Origin of the sequence: Klebsiella sp. K5-306 (genome assembly GCF_051835185.1) — a bacterium.
GTDB classification, from domain to species: domain Bacteria; phylum Pseudomonadota; class Gammaproteobacteria; order Enterobacterales; family Enterobacteriaceae; genus Klebsiella; species Klebsiella oxytoca.
Genome location: NZ_JAIFJY010000001.1, coordinates 333532 through 351084 on the forward strand (window position 1 = coordinate 333532; position 17553 = coordinate 351084).

Annotated in this window: 16 protein-coding genes; 11 read left to right on the plus strand and 5 right to left on the minus strand. The window is 51.5% G+C overall.

What is annotated here, in order from left to right:
• The first annotated feature begins 34 nt into the window (after window positions 1-34).
• Entirely contained in the window at window positions 35-937 is a 903-nt protein-coding gene (galU, locus tag K2184_RS01575; RefSeq protein WP_004103117.1) for a UTP--glucose-1-phosphate uridylyltransferase GalU, read from the plus strand.
• Between the two features lie 133 nt (window positions 938-1070).
• Here the strand turns inward: galU and hns are convergent, their stop codons facing one another.
• Together hns and K2184_RS01585 are read right to left on the minus strand one after the other, a co-directional pair.
• Window positions 1071-1478: a histone-like nucleoid-structuring protein H-NS gene (gene hns / locus K2184_RS01580; protein ID WP_004103116.1), complete on the minus strand. Its 408-nt coding sequence runs from the start codon at window positions 1476-1478 to the stop codon at window positions 1071-1073.
• Between the two features lie 93 nt (window positions 1479-1571).
• Window positions 1572-1892, minus strand: a complete 321-nt coding sequence (locus tag K2184_RS01585; protein ID WP_017145681.1) for a hypothetical protein — start codon at window positions 1890-1892, stop codon at window positions 1572-1574.
• Window positions 1893-2036: 144 nt separating this feature from the next.
• Between K2184_RS01585 and tdk the strand changes: the two genes are divergently transcribed.
• Window positions 2037-2654: a thymidine kinase gene (tdk, locus tag K2184_RS01590; protein WP_016808826.1), complete on the plus strand. Its 618-nt coding sequence runs from the start codon at window positions 2037-2039 to the stop codon at window positions 2652-2654.
• Window positions 2655-2832: 178 nt separating this feature from the next.
• Here the strand turns inward: tdk and adhE are convergent, their stop codons facing one another.
• Complete coding sequence (gene adhE / locus K2184_RS01595; protein ID WP_004103112.1) at window positions 2833-5508, minus strand: bifunctional acetaldehyde-CoA/alcohol dehydrogenase; 2676 nt, start codon at window positions 5506-5508, stop codon at window positions 2833-2835.
• Window positions 5509-5985: 477 nt separating this feature from the next.
• On the opposite strand from adhE, the gene K2184_RS01600 reads away from it, so the two are divergent.
• The 7 genes from K2184_RS01600 (at window position 5986) to K2184_RS01630 (ending at window position 13854) form a co-directional block, all read left to right on the plus strand.
• Window positions 5986-6633, plus strand: a complete 648-nt coding sequence (locus tag K2184_RS01600) for a YchE family NAAT transporter (protein ID WP_064372041.1) — start codon at window positions 5986-5988, stop codon at window positions 6631-6633.
• A 749-nt stretch (window positions 6634-7382) separates the two neighbouring features.
• Window positions 7383-9014 carry an oligopeptide ABC transporter substrate-binding protein OppA gene (gene oppA / locus K2184_RS01605; RefSeq protein WP_163525724.1) on the plus strand — a complete coding sequence of 544 codons (1632 nt, stop codon included), beginning with the start codon at window positions 7383-7385 and terminating at the stop codon, window positions 9012-9014.
• Between the two features lie 88 nt (window positions 9015-9102).
• Complete coding sequence (gene oppB, locus K2184_RS01610) at window positions 9103-10023, plus strand: oligopeptide ABC transporter permease OppB (protein WP_004103106.1); 921 nt, start codon at window positions 9103-9105, stop codon at window positions 10021-10023.
• A gap of 14 nt (window positions 10024-10037) precedes the next feature.
• On the plus strand, window positions 10038-10946 hold the full coding sequence (gene oppC, locus K2184_RS01615; protein ID WP_004103105.1) for an oligopeptide ABC transporter permease OppC: 909 nt from the start codon (window positions 10038-10040) through the stop codon (window positions 10944-10946).
• 11 nt (window positions 10947-10957) lie between these two features.
• Window positions 10958-11971 (plus strand): ABC transporter ATP-binding protein, encoded by a 1014-nt coding sequence (locus K2184_RS01620; RefSeq protein ID WP_004103103.1) that lies wholly within the window; start codon window positions 10958-10960, stop codon window positions 11969-11971.
• A complete protein-coding gene (gene oppF, locus K2184_RS01625) occupies window positions 11968-12972 on the plus strand; it encodes a murein tripeptide/oligopeptide ABC transporter ATP-binding protein OppF (RefSeq protein WP_439237694.1) in 1005 nt (334 codons plus the stop codon). The genes K2184_RS01620 and oppF overlap by 4 nt, the downstream gene beginning before the upstream one ends.
• Window positions 12973-13017: 45 nt before the next feature.
• Window positions 13018-13854, plus strand: a complete 837-nt coding sequence (locus K2184_RS01630; RefSeq protein ID WP_004103099.1) for an ion transporter — start codon at window positions 13018-13020, stop codon at window positions 13852-13854.
• A 69-nt stretch (window positions 13855-13923) separates the two neighbouring features.
• Here the strand turns inward: K2184_RS01630 and K2184_RS01635 are convergent, their stop codons facing one another.
• Window positions 13924-14253, minus strand: a complete 330-nt coding sequence (locus K2184_RS01635; RefSeq protein ID WP_004103097.1) for an HI1450 family dsDNA-mimic protein — start codon at window positions 14251-14253, stop codon at window positions 13924-13926.
• A gap of 34 nt (window positions 14254-14287) precedes the next feature.
• Window positions 14288-15748 carry a cardiolipin synthase gene (cls, locus tag K2184_RS01640; RefSeq protein ID WP_004103095.1) on the minus strand — a complete coding sequence of 487 codons (1461 nt, stop codon included), beginning with the start codon at window positions 15746-15748 and terminating at the stop codon, window positions 14288-14290.
• Window positions 15749-15891: 143 nt separating this feature from the next.
• On the opposite strand from cls, the gene K2184_RS01645 reads away from it, so the two are divergent.
• On the plus strand, window positions 15892-16065 hold the full coding sequence (locus K2184_RS01645; RefSeq protein ID WP_004103093.1) for a YciY family protein: 174 nt from the start codon (window positions 15892-15894) through the stop codon (window positions 16063-16065).
• Window positions 16066-16356: 291 nt separating this feature from the next.
• On the plus strand, window positions 16357-17457 hold the full coding sequence (locus tag K2184_RS01650; RefSeq protein ID WP_004103091.1) for an NADH:flavin oxidoreductase/NADH oxidase: 1101 nt from the start codon (window positions 16357-16359) through the stop codon (window positions 17455-17457).
• Window positions 17458-17553: the final 96 nt, after the last annotated feature.

Consider the following 17553-nt stretch of genomic DNA (forward strand, 5'->3'; position numbering starts at 1 on the left):
GAAGTTTAAAAAACGAACAGTCCAGGAGATTTCAATGGCTGCGCTTAATTCAAAAGTAAGAAAAGCTGTCATCCCGGTTGCGGGATTAGGCACCAGGATGTTGCCCGCTACTAAGGCTATTCCGAAAGAAATGCTGCCGCTGGTAGATAAGCCATTAATTCAATATGTTGTTAACGAATGTATCGCCGCCGGGATTACAGAAATTGTTCTGGTGACGCACTCTTCTAAAAACTCCATCGAAAACCATTTCGATACCAGTTTTGAACTGGAAGCCATGCTGGAAAAACGTGTAAAACGCCAGCTGCTGGAAGAAGTGCAATCTATTTGTCCGCCGCACGTGACTATTATGCAGGTGCGTCAGGGGCTGGCTAAAGGTCTGGGCCATGCTGTGCTGTGCGCGCATCCGGTTGTCGGCAATGAGCCGGTCGCGGTTATTTTACCGGACGTTATTCTTGACGAATATGAATCCGATCTGTCCCGCGATAACCTGGCGGAAATGATCGCTCGTTTTGATGAGACCGGAGCCAGCCAGATTATGGTTGAGCCGGTTGCTGACGTGACCGCGTACGGCGTTGTCGATTGCAAGGGCCAGTCCCTGCAGCCGGGTGAGAGCGTACCGATGGTCGGCGTTGTTGAGAAACCGAAAGCGGACGTAGCGCCGTCTAACCTGGCAGTTGTAGGTCGCTATGTGCTGAGCGCCGATATCTGGCCGCTGCTGGCAAAAACGCCTCCGGGAGCCGGTGACGAAATTCAGCTGACCGATGCCATCGATATGCTGATCGAAAAAGAGACCGTTGAAGCCTATCATATGAAAGGCAAAAGCCACGACTGCGGTAATAAGCTGGGCTATATGCAGGCCTTCGTTGAATATGGCGTGCGCCATAAGTCGCTGGGCGCTGAATTTAAATCCTGGCTGGAAAAAGCCATCGCGAAGTAATTGATCGCTACACAATGCACGACCGGGAGCGAGATTCGTTTCCCGGTTTTTTTATGTCCGCAGGGCACAGGTCCGATTAGCGGATAAAAAAAATCCCGCCGAAGCGGGATTTTTAAACGGATGCGCGGGGATATTACAGCAGGAAATCGTCCAGCGTTTTACCTTGCTCATCCATCGCTTTCTTGATCACTGCCGGAGTACGACCCTGACCAGTCCAGGTTTTAGTTTCGCCATTTTCGTCAACGTAGCTGTATTTAGCCGGACGTGCAGCGCGCTTGGTTTTAGTTCCCGCTTTAACTGCAGCCATAGTGCTCAGCAGTTCATTAGGATCAATACCGTCAGCAATCAGCATTTCACGATATTGCTGCAGTTTACGAGTGCGTTCTTCAATTTCCGCAGCCGCAGCGCTTTCTTCTTCACGACGTTCGTTAACGACAACTTCTAATTTTTCCAGCATTTCTTCGAGCGTTTCAAGGGTGCATTCTCTTGCCTGTGCACGAAGAGTACGGATGTTGTTCAGAATTTTAAGTGCTTCGCTCATTGTAGTAATCTCAAACTTATATTGTGGGGTGGTTTGTTGGTCTAATAATAGAGCGATAAATTCAGATGTGCAATAGGGGAGAATGTAAGGAAGTCAAAATAACTTGTTATTTGTCTCGGGAATTAATTCATTTAACTTAAATTTTATGTGCGGGTTCACATCTTTCCTGCTTATAGCGCGGTGGAAAACATAAGCTAAAACCCTGAGATAGTATGCTTTTTCTGTTGCGCGATGAGAAAAATTATACTTTGCATGGATAAATATCATTGTCAGTATTAGCGCAGCAGCGGCGATGATGTTTAATATAAAACACTTGTCCAGCGCGGTTATAGCTATCAGAAAAATGCCTGGTAAGCACAAAAGCGCAATAGCGATGTGAGAGCGGACCGCTGTTGGCGCACGAATAGCAGGCATTCCCCTTCAATTAAGATGCTTAATCTATCAGGCATTCGTTGACCGAACATTCCCGGCAATACCCACACGGTGAGGGCTGATAGTGAGTGAATATATGATACAATTTTGCTGCGAAAAAACACATTGATTGGGGTTACGCGGCCGATGGCACAACTTTATTTCTACTATTCAGCAATGAATGCAGGCAAGTCTACCGCTCTGTTGCAGTCTTCATACAATTACCAGGAGCGAGGGATGCGTACTCTGGTTTATACCGCAGAGATTGACGATCGCTTTGGTTCAGGGAAAGTGAGTTCAAGGATTGGCCTCTCCTCGCCGGCGCGGTTGTATAATACGCAGACAGCGTTATTTACCGACATTGCCGACGAACATAGACGTCAGCCGATTCACTGCGTATTAGTTGATGAGAGCCAGTTTTTGACGCGCGAACAGGTGCATGAGCTGTCTGAAGTCGTAGACCAGCTGGATATTCCCGTGCTGTGCTATGGACTGCGTACTGATTTTCGCGGTGAACTTTTTACCGGCAGTCAATATTTGCTGGCGTGGTCAGATAAGCTGGTTGAATTAAAAACTATCTGTTTCTGCGGTCGTAAAGCGAGCATGGTTTTGCGCCTCGACCAGGAGGGGCGGCCGTACAATGAGGGGGAACAGGTAGTGATTGGCGGTAATGAACGCTATGTGTCCGTCTGCCGCAAGCATTATAAGGAGGCGTTGAGCGTCGGTTCTTTAAGCTTTGTGCAGAACAGGCAGCACACCTGCTAATACCTTCCCGTGAGACCCTCTCAGGCGCTTATATAGCGCCTTTTTTTATTCCTCAACCCTGAACCCTTGATTATACATTTCGGCCGTCTGAGACCTTATGTGGGCCGCTGAACGGGGGAGATAAAAAAAGCCCCATCATAAGATGGGGCTGGTATTAACGTTCTTGACTACGGTGAGATTAAGCGGATTTCTTCGCTTTTTTCTCAGCTTTACCCGGCGCGGCTTCTTTCTTCTCTTCCACGCCGCCTTCGACGTAATGGCGACCGTAGTAGGTATCCAGCAGAATCTGTTTCAGCTCGGCAATCAGCGGATAGCGCGGGTTGGCGCCGGTGCACTGGTCATCGAATGCGTCTTCAGACAGCTTATCAACGTGGGCCAGGAAGTCAGCTTCCTGCACGCCAGCTTCGCGGATAGACTTAGGAATACCCAGTTCAGCTTTAATTTCTTCCAGCCAGCCAAGCAGTTTTTCGATTTTCGCTGCGGTGCGGTCACCCGGTGCAGTCAGACCCAGGTGGTCAGCGATTTCCGCATAGCGACGACGGGCCTGCGGACGGTCGTACTGGCTGAATGCCGTCTGTTTGGTCGGGTTGTCGTTGGCGTTATAGCGGATAACGTTGCTGATCAACAGGGCGTTCGCCAGACCGTGAGGAATGTGGAACTGAGAACCCAGTTTGTGCGCCATGGAGTGACATACACCCAGGAAGGCGTTAGCAAACGCAATACCGGCGATCGTTGCAGCACTGTGTACGCGCTCACGCGCTACCGGGTTCTTAGAACCTTCATGGTAAGACGCCGGCAGGTTTTCTTTCAGCAGCTTCAGCGCCTGCAGCGCCTGGCCGTCGGAGAACTCGGAAGCCAGTACGGAAACGTAAGCTTCCAGCGCATGGGTCACCGCATCCAGACCACCGAAAGCACACAGGGATTTCGGCATTTCCATGACCAGGTTGGCATCAACAATCGCCATATCCGGGGTCAGGGCATAGTCAGCCAGCGGGTATTTCTGCCCGGTTGCATCATCGGTAACAACGGCGAACGGCGTGACTTCAGAGCCGGTGCCAGACGTGGTGGTGATCGCCACCATTTTGGCTTTAACGCCCATTTTCGGGAACTTGTAGATACGCTTACGGATATCCATAAAGCGCAGCGCCAGCTCTTCGAAGTGGGTTTCCGGATGTTCGTACATGACCCACATGATTTTCGCCGCGTCCATCGGGGAACCGCCGCCCAGGGCGATAATCACGTCCGGTTTGAAAGAGTTCGCCAGCTCAGCGCCTTTACGGACGATGGTCAGAGTCGGGTCAGCTTCCACTTCAAAGAAAACTTCTGTTTCAACGCCGGCCGCTTTCAGTACGGAAGTGATCTGGTCTGCGTAGCCGTTGTTAAACAGGAAACGGTCGGTGACGATCAGCGCGCGTTTGTGACCATCAGTAATCACTTCATCCAGCGCGATTGGCAGTGAGCCACGACGGAAGTAGATAGATTTCGGAAGTTTGTGCCACAACATGTTTTCAGCTCGCTTAGCAACGGTTTTCTTGTTGATCAGGTGCTTAGGACCAACGTTTTCCGAGATGGAGTTACCACCCCATGAACCACAACCCAGAGTCAGGGAAGGTGCGAGTTTGAAGTTATACAGGTCACCGATACCACCCTGAGAAGCCGGGGTGTTGATCAGGATACGTGCGGTTTTCATCAACTGACCGAAGTAAGCAACGCGTTCTGGCTGGTTATCCTGGTCGGTATACAGGCAGGAGGTGTGGCCGATACCGCCCATAGCAACCAGTTTTTCCGCTTTATCAACCGCGTCTTCAAAGTTCTTCGCACGATACATCGCCAGCGTCGGGGAAAGTTTTTCGTGGGCAAACGGCTCGCTTTCATCAACGTCGGTGACTTCACCAATCAGAATCTTGGTGGACACAGGAACGGTGAAGCCTGCCAGCTCAGCGATTTTATACGCAGGTTGACCAACGATAGCGGCGTTCAGCGCGCCATTTTTCAGAATGATATTCTGAACCGCTTTCAGCTCCTGGCCCTGCAGCAGGTAGCCGCCGTGGCTGGAGAAACGTTCGCGAACGGCGTCGTATACGGAATCTACAACGACTACGGACTGCTCGGAAGCACAAATAACGCCGTTATCGAAGGTTTTAGACATCAGTACGGATGCGACGGCGCGTTTGATATCAGCCGTTTCGTCGATAACAACGGGAGTGTTACCCGCGCCTACGCCGATTGCCGGTTTACCAGAGCTGTACGCTGCTTTAACCATGCCCGGACCGCCGGTAGCGAGGATCAGGTTTATATCCGGGTGATGCATCAGCGCATTGGACAGTTCTACGGAAGGCTGGTCAATCCAACCAATCAGATCTTTCGGCGCGCCGGCAGCGATAGCCGCCTGCAGTACGATATCAGCTGCTTTATTGGTTGCATCTTTAGCACGCGGATGCGGGGAGAAGATGATGGCGTTACGAGTCTTCAGGCTAATCAGAGATTTAAAGATAGCGGTTGAAGTCGGGTTAGTAGTCGGGACGATACCGCAGATGATACCAATCGGTTCAGCGATTGTAATAGTACCAAAGGTGTCATCTTCAGACAGGACGCCGCAGGTCTTTTCATCTTTATAGGCGTTATAGATGTATTCGGAAGCAAAGTGGTTTTTGATCACTTTATCTTCGACGATGCCCATGCCGGATTCGGCAACGGCCATCTTAGCGAGAGGGATTCGAGCATCTGCAGCGGCCAGAGCGGCGGCGCGGAAGATTTTGTCTACTTGTTCTTGAGTGAAACTGGCATATTCACGCTGGGCTTTTTTTACGCGCTCTACGAGTGCGTTAAGTTCAGCGACATTAGTAACAGCCATAATGCTCTCCTGATAATGTTAAACTTTTTTAGTGAATCAGTAGCTCGATTCGACAGTATAGACAGTGTGTTAACTGCTTGCATTTAAATGTTAACGTAAAGAATTTTGTGCTTCTGACTTCACCGATTGACTAAAAAAGCTTTTGTTTTTTCTTTCAGGTACCGCTGTTGTGCCTCCTCTCTGTGTGTAAACAAGGTTACTCACTTCTGAGTACAAATTATGTGATCTAAATCAATAATCGGCAAAGCTGATACCTTTCAGCAGGTCATTTTTTGACCAATTTGCTCAAGTGTAATGATACGGTATGCTAATTAAATGACTAAATAGCATTGCATAAACAAATAAATAACATTCCAGCCTTATTATGTACTTCCAGATGAATAGAGATGAATTATGCTATCAAACAGCGTATCTTCTCGCGGATATTTTATGCTGGTAACTGTCAACAGCCATTTTTATGATGCTGCGGAGCGCCCTGTGATTCAGTCGTTGTTCGATTTTTCAGCCTACTTTAAATTTTTTATTGGGTTATTTGCGCTGGTAAACCCGGTTGGCATTATTCCGGTGTTCATTAGTATGACCAGCTACCAGACGGCGGCCGTACGCAACAAAACCAACCTGACCGCCAACCTGTCCGTCGCCATTATCCTGCTCACGTCGCTGTTTTTGGGCGATGCAATTCTGCAGGTCTTCGGCATTTCCATTGATTCTTTCCGCATTGCCGGCGGGATTCTGGTCGTCACCATTGCCATGTCGATGATTAGCGGCAAGCTGGGCGAGGATAAACAGAACAAGCAAGAAAAATCAGAAACGGCCATTCGCGAGAGTATTGGCGTGGTGCCGCTGGCGCTGCCCCTGATGGCCGGTCCCGGGGCCATCAGTTCGACTATTGTCTGGGGAACGCGCTATCACAGTGTCGCCCACTTTGTTGGCTTTTCCGTCGCTATCGCGCTTTTTGCGCTGTGCTGCTGGGGCATTTTCCGTATGGCCCCCTGGCTGGTTCGTTTACTTGGTCAAACCGGTATCAACGTAATTACCCGTATTATGGGACTGTTGCTGATGGCTCTCGGGATTGAGTTTATCGTGACCGGTATAAAGGCGCTGTTTCCAGGGCTGATGAATTAACCTGCATCGCTTTGTGCGCGGGGCTCATTGTCCCGCGTTTGCTAAATATCAGTAAAACATATCAAAAATGGTGATTTATCTGGCTGGTATACGTTTTTTTAATGCCTGATAATGTTATTTATTTTCAGTTAATTACCCCTGTAATTTACGTCTTTCCTGCCGTTTTACCCACAGTCGCTACTGTTATTTTCTTCACATCATTCTCTGGCGCTTGCCGTCTGATAATCGAAATGATATTAGTAATTTATCTCGTGAAGCAGATGAATGTGCTAAATAATAAGCGAATGTTAAATTTTCGTACAAAATTTCATCGATTCACTGAGATTTGGCATTCAATGCGAGTATTTTATTTTAACGTCATGATAAATAACAATTTTTTAAACATTGCCCTGCCTGATGCTGACTCGGCTACCGCAATGATCTGGCGACAAAAGAGAATCCGGTAACATATTTGCAAATTGCATTGGCGGACAATAAAGCGTTTTGGTACTTTCCGGCGTGATCTTTAGTGAATTCATGCGCAAATGAGAATTCTTATTAAATAGCTCATTGCGACTTAAAATCGCCCCCGGACAGGGGGGTAAGAATCGACGTCAAGGCTGCCGTTTGAGCGGTCGTAATAAATAAGTCGGTGATAGCAAGCAGTACTCGCTGGCAGCTGCATAAACTCCTGCACTGTTCAGAATCCAGAAAAGAGAAAACAGGCTGGTTAAATAGCCAGTAATTATAATGAGTGGAGTAACAAACACATGACCATCATCACGAAAAAAAGCCTGGTAGCCGCAGGCGTACTCTCTGCATTAATGACAATCAACGCCGCGGTGGCGGCAGATGTACCGGCAGGGGTACAGCTGGCGGATAAACAAACGCTGGTACGTAACAACGGCTCCGAAGTTCAGTCTCTCGATCCGCACAAAATTGAAGGCGTGCCGGAGTCCAATATTAGCCGCGATTTGTTTGAAGGGCTGTTGGTAAGCGACCTTGATGGCCATCCGGTGGCGGGTGTGGCGGAAAAATGGGACAACAAAGATTTTAAAGTCTGGACCTTCCATCTGCGTAAAGATGCTAAGTGGTCCGACGGTTCGCCGGTTACCGCGCAAGATTTTGTTTATAGCTGGCAGCGTCTGGCGGATCCGAAAACAGCCTCGCCTTATGCAAGTTATTTACAGTACGGTCACCTGGCCAACGTTGACGACATCATCGCCGGGAAAAAGCCAGCAACCGATCTGGGCGTCAAAGCGCTGGACGATCATACCTTCGAAGTGACCCTTAGCGAACCGGTACCTTATTTCTACAAACTTCTCGTGCACCCATCCGTTTCTCCAGTTTCTAAAGCCGCTATTGAGAAATTTGGTGACAAATGGACCCAGCCGGCCAATATCGTCAGCAACGGCGCGTATAAATTAAAAGACTGGGTAGTGAACGAACGTATTGTACTGGAACGTAATGCTAACTACTGGGATAACGGCAAAACCGTTATTAATCAGGTTACTTTTTTGCCGATCGCTTCTGAAGTCACCGACGTCAACCGCTACCGCAGCGGCGAAATCGATATGACCTATAACAATATGCCGATCGAACTGTTCCAGAAACTGAAAAAAGAGATCCCGCAAGAAGTTCACGTCGATCCGTATCTGTGTACTTATTACTACGAAATCAATAACCAGAAAGCGCCGTTTACCGATGTTCGCGTGCGTACCGCGCTGAAGATGGCGCTGGACCGCGACATTATTGTCAATAAAGTGAAAAACCAGGGCGACCTGCCAGCCTATAGCTATACGCCGCCGTATACCGATGGCATGAAGCTCATCGAACCTGAGTGGTTCAAGTGGTCACAGGAAAAACGTAATGAAGAAGCGAAAAAACTGCTGACCGAAGCCGGCTATTCTGCTGACAAGCCGCTGACTTTCAATCTGCTCTATAACACTTCCGATCTGCACAAAAAACTGGCTATCGCCGTGGCTTCGATCTGGAAGAAAAATCTGGGTGTCAACGTGAAGCTGGAAAATCAGGAATGGAAAACCTTCCTCGATAATCGCCATCAGGGTACCTTCGATGTCGCACGTGCCGGCTGGTGCGCGGACTACAACGAACCCACTTCCTTCCTGAATACCATGCTGAGTGACAGCTCAAACAACACTTCGCATTATAAGAGCCCGGCTTTCGACAAGATTATTGCCGAAGCGCTGAAAACCAGCGATGAAGCAAAGCGCGCGGATCTCTATGCACAATCCGAGCAGCAGCTGGATAAAGACTCCGTCATTGTACCGGTCTTCTATTATGTTAACGCCCGTTTGGTTAAGCCGTGGGTAGGTGGGTATACCGGTAAAGATCCGCTGGATAATACTTACACAAGAAATATGTACATTGTGAAGCACTAATGGCAATACGTGAGGCAGGCATCATTGCCTGCCTCACGGTGTCTTATTTCATCGCACTATTGAAGGCACACGCCAGAAGGTACGGGCAATGTTAAAATTTATCTTACGTCGCTGTCTGGAAGCGATTCCGACGCTATTTATTCTTATTACTATCTCTTTCTTCATGATGCGTCTTGCGCCGGGAAGCCCTTTTACCGGTGAACGCACGCTGCCGCCGGAAGTCATGGCGAATATTGAAGCAAAATACCATTTAAACGACCCCATCATGACTCAGTACTTCAACTACCTGAAGCAGCTGGCGCACGGTGATTTCGGTCCTTCTTTTAAATATAAAGATTATTCTGTCAACGATCTGGTGGCCTCCAGCTTCCCGGTGTCAGCCAAATTAGGCTTCGCCGCGTTTTTTCTGGCGGTGGTGCTCGGCGTGACGGCCGGGGTTATTGCAGCATTGAAGCAAAATACAAAATGGGATTTTGCCGTGATGGGGATAGCAATGACCGGGGTCGTGATACCGAGTTTCGTGGTGGCGCCACTGCTGGTCATGATATTCGCCATTACGCTGCACTGGTTGCCGGGCGGGGGATGGAACGGCGGGGCGCTGCAATATATGATTTTGCCGATGGTCGCTCTGTCGTTAGCCTATATCGCCAGTATCGCGCGTATTACCCGCGGTTCGATGATCGAGGTTTTGCACTCTAACTTCATCCGCACCGCCAGGGCAAAAGGCTTGCCGATGCGCCGTATTATTCTGCGCCATGCCTTAAAGCCTGCGCTGCTGCCGGTACTTTCCTATATGGGGCCCGCCTTCGTCGGTATTATCACCGGCTCAATGGTTATCGAAACGATTTATGGTCTGCCGGGAATCGGTCAGCTGTTCGTCAACGGCGCGCTGAACCGCGACTACTCGCTGGTGCTCAGCCTGACCATTCTGGTGGGCGCATTGACCATTCTGTTTAACGCGATTGTTGACGTGCTGTATGCCGTTATCGATCCGAAAATTCGTTACTGACGCTGGGGTTCGCCATGATGTTAAGTAAGAAAAACAACGAGGCGCTGGAAAACTTCAGTGAAAAACTGGAAGTCGAGGGGCGTAGCCTCTGGCAGGATGCCCGCCGCCGCTTTATGCATAACCGCGCCGCGGTTGCCAGCCTGATTGTGCTGGTGATTATTGCGCTGTTCGTTACCATCGCGCCGATGGTAACGCAGTTCTCCTATTACGATACTGACTGGGGCATGATGTCCAGCGCGCCCGATATGGAGTCCGGCCACTACTTTGGTACCGACTCTTCCGGCCGCGATCTGCTGGTGCGCGTGGCTATCGGCGGGCGTATCTCATTGATGGTTGGCGTTGCTGCTGCGCTGGTGGCGGTGATTCTGGGAACGCTTTACGGTTCGCTTTCTGGCTATCTGGGCGGCAAAGTGGATTCGGTGATGATGCGCCTGCTGGAAATCCTCAACTCCTTCCCGTTTATGTTCTTCGTCATTCTGCTGGTGACCTTCTTTGGCCAGAATATCCTGCTGATTTTCGTGGCTATAGGCATGGTCTCCTGGCTGGATATGGCGCGTATCGTTCGCGGTCAGACCTTGAGCCTGAAGCGGAAAGAATTCATTGAGGCTGCGCAGGTCGGCGGCGTTTCAACGCGCAATATCGTTATCCGCCATATCGTGCCTAACGTGCTTGGAGTGGTTGTGGTGTATGCCTCACTGCTGGTCCCAAGCATGATTCTGTTTGAATCCTTCTTAAGTTTCCTCGGTCTGGGGACCCAGGAGCCGTTAAGCAGCTGGGGCGCGCTGCTCAGCGATGGCGCCAACTCGATGGAAGTGTCGCCGTGGCTGCTACTGTTTCCTGCCGGTTTCCTGGTAGTTACGCTGTTTTGTTTTAACTTTATCGGCGATGGCCTGCGTGATGCCCTCGACCCGAAAGACCGCTAAGGAGCGCCGTCATGAGTACGATTGAAACGGCGAAAACGCCGCAGACTGCCCAACAATCCGGATTGCTTCTGGATGTGAAAGATCTCCGCGTCACCTTTGGTACCCCCGATGGCGATGTGACCGCGGTCAACGATCTCAATTTCAATCTGCGGGCCGGGGAAACCTTAGGCATCGTGGGCGAGTCCGGTTCCGGTAAGTCGCAGACCGCTTTTGCGCTGATGGGCCTGCTGGCGGCAAACGGTCGCATCGGGGGTTCAGCGACCTTTAACGGTAAGGAGATCCTTAACCTCCCGGAGCGCGAACTGAATAAGCTGCGCGCCGAGCAGATCTCCATGATTTTTCAGGACCCGATGACCTCGCTCAATCCCTATATGCGGGTAGGCGAGCAGCTGATGGAAGTTCTGATGCTGCACAAAGCGCTGAGTAAAGCCGAAGCGTTTGAAGAGTCGGTGAAAATGCTGGATGCGGTCAAAATGCCGGAAGCGCGCAAGCGGATGAAAATGTACCCACACGAGTTTTCCGGCGGGATGCGCCAGCGCGTGATGATTGCGATGGCGCTGCTGTGCCGGCCTAAGCTGCTGATCGCCGATGAACCGACCACGGCGCTGGACGTGACCGTACAGGCGCAAATCATGACGCTTCTCAATGAGCTTAAGCGCGAATTTAATACCGCAATCATCATGATTACCCACGACCTGGGCGTTGTCGCCGGCATCTGCGACAAGGTGCTGGTGATGTATGCCGGGCGTACCATGGAGTATGGCGAGGCGCGCGACGTTTTTTACCAACCCTCGCATCCGTATTCCATCGGTCTGCTCAATGCAGTACCGAGGCTGGATGCGGAAGGCGATGCCCTGCTGACGATTCCCGGTAACCCGCCGAACCTGCTGCGTCTGCCTAAGGGCTGTCCATTCCAGCCGCGTTGCCCGCATGCGATGGAGATTTGCAATAGCGCTCCGCCTCTGGAGGAGTTTGCACCTGGCCGCCTGCGCGCCTGCTTTCAACCGGTGGGGGATTTGCTATGAACGCCGTAACGGAACAAAGAAAAGTCCTGCTCGAAATCGCCGATTTGAAGGTGCACTTTGATATTAAAGACGGTAAACAGTGGTTCTGGCAGCCGTCAAAAACGCTGAAAGCGGTAGATGGCGTGACGCTGCGTCTGTATGAAGGGGAAACCCTGGGCGTGGTCGGGGAGTCAGGCTGCGGAAAGTCGACGTTCGCGCGCGCGATCATTGGTCTGGTGAAAGCCACCGACGGTAAAGTCGCCTGGTTGGGCAAAGATTTACTTGGCATGAAGGCCGAAGAGTGGCGCGACGTGCGTAGCGATATTCAGATGATCTTTCAGGATCCGCTGGCGTCGCTCAATCCGCGCATGACGATCGGGGAAATTATTGCCGAGCCGCTGCGCACCTATCATCCAAAAATGCCGCGCCAGGAAGTTCGCGACCGCGTGAAGGCGATGATGATGAAAGTGGGCCTGCTGCCGAACCTGATTAACCGCTATCCGCATGAATTCTCCGGCGGCCAGTGTCAGCGTATCGGTATTGCGCGCGCGCTAATTCTTGAACCGAAGCTCATTATCTGCGATGAGCCGGTCTCTGCGCTGGACGTGTCGATTCAGGCACAGGTGGTTAACCTGCTGCAGCAGCTGCAGCGGGAAATGGGGCTGTCGCTGATTTTCATCGCCCACGATTTGGCGGTCGTAAAGCATATTTCCGACCGCGTGCTGGTGATGTATCTTGGTCATGCCGTGGAGCTGTGCACCTACGATGAGGTGTACCATAATCCGCTGCACCCCTATACCAAAGCGTTGATGTCGGCGGTGCCGGTGCCGGACCCCGATAAGGAAAAGAATAAAACGATCCAGCTGCTGGAAGGGGAGCTGCCATCGCCGATTAATCCGCCGTCGGGATGCGTATTCCGCACCAGGTGTCCCATCGCCGGGCCGGAGTGCGCAAAAACGCGACCGGTGCTGGAGGGCAGTTTCCGCCATGCGGTTTCCTGCCTGAAGGTAGACCCGTTATAATCTCTGGGGCTGACGTAAGTCAGCCCTTTTATTAGCGAGGTTTACGTGGCTTTTCATATTCATGCCGCTCGTCTGCGGCTGTATCATTTACTCTTCGATCAAAATCGCCGTTCCGGTCGTCATTTTGAGGGACTTTGCGGCATATTTGCCCTGCTCAGCGTGCTGGTGATATTTATCGAGTCCGGGCTCGGTACGCAATATCATCTAACATTAGACGAATGGCATATTTTCGTCTGGCTCGAACTTATCGTCACGGCGGTTTTTACTTTTGAGTATTTTCTGCGCATTATCAGCTGGCCGAATCCGCTAAAGTATATTTTCAGCTTCTGGGGAATTATTGACCTGGCCACCATTTTACCGCTTTATGTTATGTGGCTATGGCCCGAGATCAGTATTGAGTACGTGTTTGCCTGGCGGGCGATGCGCGCCATCCGGGCATTGCGCATCCTTAAGCTACTGCGCTTTATGCCGTCGCTGAATATTTTCTGGTCCGCTATCGTCAGCGCACGCCACCAGCTGATCCTGTTCTATTCTTTTATTGCCATTGTGATGGTGATCTTTGGCTCCCTGATGTATCTGGTTGAGGGGCCGCGATACGGTTTTACTACGCTAAATGCGTCGGTTTACTGGGCGATAGTGACGATAACTACGGTAGGGTATGGCGATATTACGCCGCATACGCCGCTGGGGCGCATTTTGGCATCCATACTTATCTTAATTGGCTACTCGATTATTGCGATCCCTACCGGCTTAATTACCAGCCATATGACCGCCGCCTTTCAGAATCGCCGCACGCAGCGCCAGTGTCCGCACTGTCAGCATCACGCTCATGAAAAAGGTGCTCGCTACTGCAATGCTTGCGGCAGCGAACTGCCGGAATAAATAAAAAAGCCTGCGCTGATTCACTCAGGCAGGCTTCTTCTTTTTTTAGCTATTTGCTTAAGAAAGAGCTTATTCGCGCCACAGGATATGGCAGAGCTTGTGGTCTTTCTCGCGGCAAAGCAGCACGCGTGCAAAAATATCGTTAATTTCGCCGCCATCTTCATCGGCCAGGCCAATCACCACTTCAGCGAAGAAGTCAGGATTGAGGTCGAAATCCACGTGCTCTTCCCAGTCCGGTGCCGGGTCAAACAGCTCGGCGCCGCCGCGCTCTTCAAACTGCAGGTTGAACAGAATGACATCCGCCGGGTCGAGGTTATCGACGGCCAGTTCAAGGAAAATGTCGTAGGCCTGTTCAAGCGTTTCGTCTTCGGTCAGGCGGTTGTTTAAATCCATATCCATGATTGCTACCCATTAAACATCTGATTGGCACGTTTTACAGCAACGGACTGAAGAAGTAAAACAGTCGCTCGGCGATCCGTTGCCACAGCGGACGTTTTAACCACAGCCTGGCGTCCAGCAGGCGCGAGCGGGAAATATAATCATCCTGCACCGCGGCCAGATCGCTGCCGAAACCGGCATCGTCAATCACCAGCGTGATCTCGAAGTTAAGCCACAGGCTACGCATATCGAGGTTAACGGTACCCACGAGGCTAAGTTCGCCATCAACCAGCACGCTCTTGGTATGCAGCAGACCGCCTTCAAACTGATAGATTTTCACCCCGGCAGCCAGCAGCTCGGTAAAGAAAGCGCGGCTGGCCCAGCCGACCAGCAGCGAGTCGTTCTTGCGCGGCAAAATAATGCTGACGTCAACGCCGCGCTGGGCGGCAGTGCAGATGGCGTGCAGCAGATCGTCGCTGGGCACAAAATAAGGTGTCGTCATGATCAAATGCTCTTTGGCTGCATAGGCGGCAGTCAGCAGAGCCTGATGGATCAGGTCTTCCGGGAATCCCGGGCCCGAGGCAATGGTGTGAATCGTATGCCCGCTGGCCTCTTCAAACGGCATAATGTTCGCGTCCGGCGGCGGGGGCAAAATACGTTTTCCGGTTTCAATCTCCCAGTCGCAGGAGTAGACAATGCCCATGGCTGTCGCGACCGGACCTTCCATTCGCGCCATCAGATCGATCCACTGGCCTACGCCGGAGTCCTGCTTAAAGAAACGCGGATCGACCAGATTCATACTGCCGGTATAGGCAATATAGTTATCGATCATGACCATTTTGCGGTGCTGACGCAGGTCCATGCGGCGCAGGAAGACGCGCATCAGGTTTACCTTCAGCGCTTCGACGACTTCAATGCCGGCATTACGCATCATGGCGGCCCAGGGGCTGCGGAAGAAAGCCACGCTCCCCGCGGAGTCCAGCATCAGCCGGCAGTGCACGCCGCGCCGCGCCGCCGCCATTAATGACTCTGCGACTTTATCGGCCATGCCGCCGGGCTGCCAGATATAGAACACCATCTCGATATTATGACGAGCGAGCTGAATATCGCGAATCAGCGCCTGCATGACGTCATCGGATTCGGTAAGCAGCTGTAGCTGGTTGCCTTTAACGCCACCAATTCCCTGACGACGTTCGCAGAGCTTGAACAAGGATTCCGCGACCGGGCTATTATCTTCGGCAAAGATATGCTTGCAGGCCTTAAGATCCTTCAACCACTTAGCCGTCGATGGCCACATGGCCCGCGCGCGCTCGGCGCGACGTTTACCCAGATGCAGTTCGCCAAATGAGAGATAGGCGATAATCCCTACCAGCGGAAGGATATAAATGATCAGCAGCCACGCCATCGCTGACGGTACCGCGCGTCTTTTCATTAATATCCGTAATGTTACACCGGCGATAAGTAGCCAGTAACCGAGTATAACCAGCCAGTTCACCACCGTGTAAAAGGTTGTCATAGATGAAAAATCCTTTTGAATGACTTGATGACATGAGTTTACGCATCAGCATCCATCTGGCAAATAAAAACGCAGCGAAAGCGTTGGTTAGCCCGATTCATCGGTCTATAATGCAGGCTGTTTTCACTCGTAGAGTAGTTGCAATGAAGCGTAGTAGAACGGAAGTAGGGCGCTGGCGCATGCTTAGACAGGTGAGTCGCCGTAAAGCACGCTGGCTGGAAGGCCAATCGCGTCGCAATATGCGCATCCTCTCCATCAGAAAGGAGCTGGTTAAACGGCAACGTCACTCTCTGCTGTTCACCTTCTCTGAGTTTTGAGAGTCGAAACAAAAGGCACCGTTCGCGGTGCCTCTGTTTTATCCGCGTTTCGTTGTGAGCATACTCTTATATTGACACCCTCTTTCTTTAGCCAGAGAAACCCTTTTTCGCACCGGATCCTGGGTTATTGTTTGCATTAGCCGAATGCTGGCAGGAAGGCTCATCGCCACAACACCTTTTCCCGGCTCATAAGGCTGGCTCAACGCGTATAAACGCAAAAAACGGGAAGTACCATGCATCAACACATGCTACTTATAATGTCCGTAAGGCTTCTATTATTGAGAGGTATCTATGAGTCAACTTTTTAGTCCGGTGCGAATCGGTAAGCTGGAACTTGAGAATCGCATTGTCATTGCTCCAATGTGTCAGTATTCCGCCGACAATGGCAAGGCGACGGCATGGCATCGTATCCATCTTGGACAACTGGCTTTTTCCGGCGCAGGTTTACTGATTATCGAAGCCAGCGCTGTCGAGCCTGCAGGGCGAATCACCCCGGCTGATATGGGCTTATGGGATGACGAAACGGAGGCCGCATTACACGCCGTACTGAAAGATATACGCCAGTACTCTTCAATCCCCATCGGCATCCAACTGGGCCATGCCGGGAGAAAAGCATCTTCCGCAGCCCCCTGGCTGGGGGGACAACAGCTGGCACATGATGCTGGCGGATGGGACGCGGTTGCGCCATCAGCGCTGGCCTATGGCGAGGGCGATCGTCCTCCGGTTGAGCTTACTCAGGACCAGATGAAACGCATCAAGCAGGCATTCGCAGACAGCGCCAGACGCGCTGAGCGGATGGGTATCGAGTTGATTGAAATGCATGCTGCTCATGGTTACCTGCTTCATCAGTTCCTTTCTCCGCTCAGTAACCAGCGCACCGACGAGTATGGCGGGTCTCTGGAGAACCGCTTGCGTTTCCCGCTCGAAGTCTTTCAGGCCATTCGCGAGGCTGTCGGTCAGGACATCGCGGTGGGAGTGCGACTTTCTGCGACCGATTGGGTTGATGGCGGCTGGGATAATGCACAATCAATTCTTTTCAGCCAGAAGCTTGAGGCTCTCGGCTGCGACTATATTCATGTTTCCAGCGGTGGATTGTCGCCTCATCAGGCGATTCAGGTTGGCCCGGGCTATCAGCTGCCGTTCGCCCGTGAAATCCGGGAGAGGGTGAATATCCCGGTGATTGGGGTGGGCTTAGTGACGGAACCCCAGCAGGCGGAAGATGCGTTAAGCCATGGCGACGCCGATCTCATCGCCATTGCCCGCGCGGCGCTCTACAATCCGCACTGGCCCTGGCAGGCAGCTGCCGCTCTGGGAGCCCATGTGAGCGTTCCGCCACAATATCTTCGCTCGGAACCACATGGTCTCAAAGGCACGCTGCACTCCAATAGCTAATCAACAACAGCAAGTCGGCGGTGCTGATGCGCCGCCGGCAACGGTTATCATCATGACGTTGCTTACAGCGACTGCTGGAATCGAGAAGGTGAAGGG

What these genes read in the sequence shown, in the direction of transcription:
- galU (WP_004103117.1), top strand. Translation starts at nt 35, where the DNA reads ATGGCTGCGCTTAATTCAAAAGTAAGAAAAGCTGTCATCCCGGTTGCG.
- hns (WP_004103116.1), bottom strand. Translation starts at nt 1,478, where the DNA reads ATGAGCGAAGCACTTAAAATTCTGAACAACATCCGTACTCTTCGTGCA.
- K2184_RS01585 (WP_017145681.1), bottom strand. Translation starts at nt 1,892, where the DNA reads ATGCCTGCTATTCGTGCGCCAACAGCGGTCCGCTCTCACATCGCTATT.
- tdk (WP_016808826.1), top strand. Translation starts at nt 2,037, where the DNA reads ATGGCACAACTTTATTTCTACTATTCAGCAATGAATGCAGGCAAGTCT.
- adhE (WP_004103112.1), bottom strand. Translation starts at nt 5,508, where the DNA reads ATGGCTGTTACTAATGTCGCTGAACTTAACGCACTCGTAGAGCGCGTA.
- oppA (WP_163525724.1), top strand. Translation starts at nt 7,383, where the DNA reads ATGACCATCATCACGAAAAAAAGCCTGGTAGCCGCAGGCGTACTCTCT.
- oppB (WP_004103106.1), top strand. Translation starts at nt 9,103, where the DNA reads ATGTTAAAATTTATCTTACGTCGCTGTCTGGAAGCGATTCCGACGCTA.
- oppC (WP_004103105.1), top strand. Translation starts at nt 10,038, where the DNA reads ATGATGTTAAGTAAGAAAAACAACGAGGCGCTGGAAAACTTCAGTGAA.
- K2184_RS01620 (WP_004103103.1), top strand. Translation starts at nt 10,958, where the DNA reads ATGAGTACGATTGAAACGGCGAAAACGCCGCAGACTGCCCAACAATCC.
- oppF (WP_439237694.1), top strand. Translation starts at nt 11,968, where the DNA reads ATGAACGCCGTAACGGAACAAAGAAAAGTCCTGCTCGAAATCGCCGAT.
- K2184_RS01635 (WP_004103097.1), bottom strand. Translation starts at nt 14,253, where the DNA reads ATGGATATGGATTTAAACAACCGCCTGACCGAAGACGAAACGCTTGAA.
- cls (WP_004103095.1), bottom strand. Translation starts at nt 15,748, where the DNA reads ATGACAACCTTTTACACGGTGGTGAACTGGCTGGTTATACTCGGTTAC.
- K2184_RS01645 (WP_004103093.1), top strand. Translation starts at nt 15,892, where the DNA reads ATGAAGCGTAGTAGAACGGAAGTAGGGCGCTGGCGCATGCTTAGACAG.
- K2184_RS01650 (WP_004103091.1), top strand. Translation starts at nt 16,357, where the DNA reads ATGAGTCAACTTTTTAGTCCGGTGCGAATCGGTAAGCTGGAACTTGAG.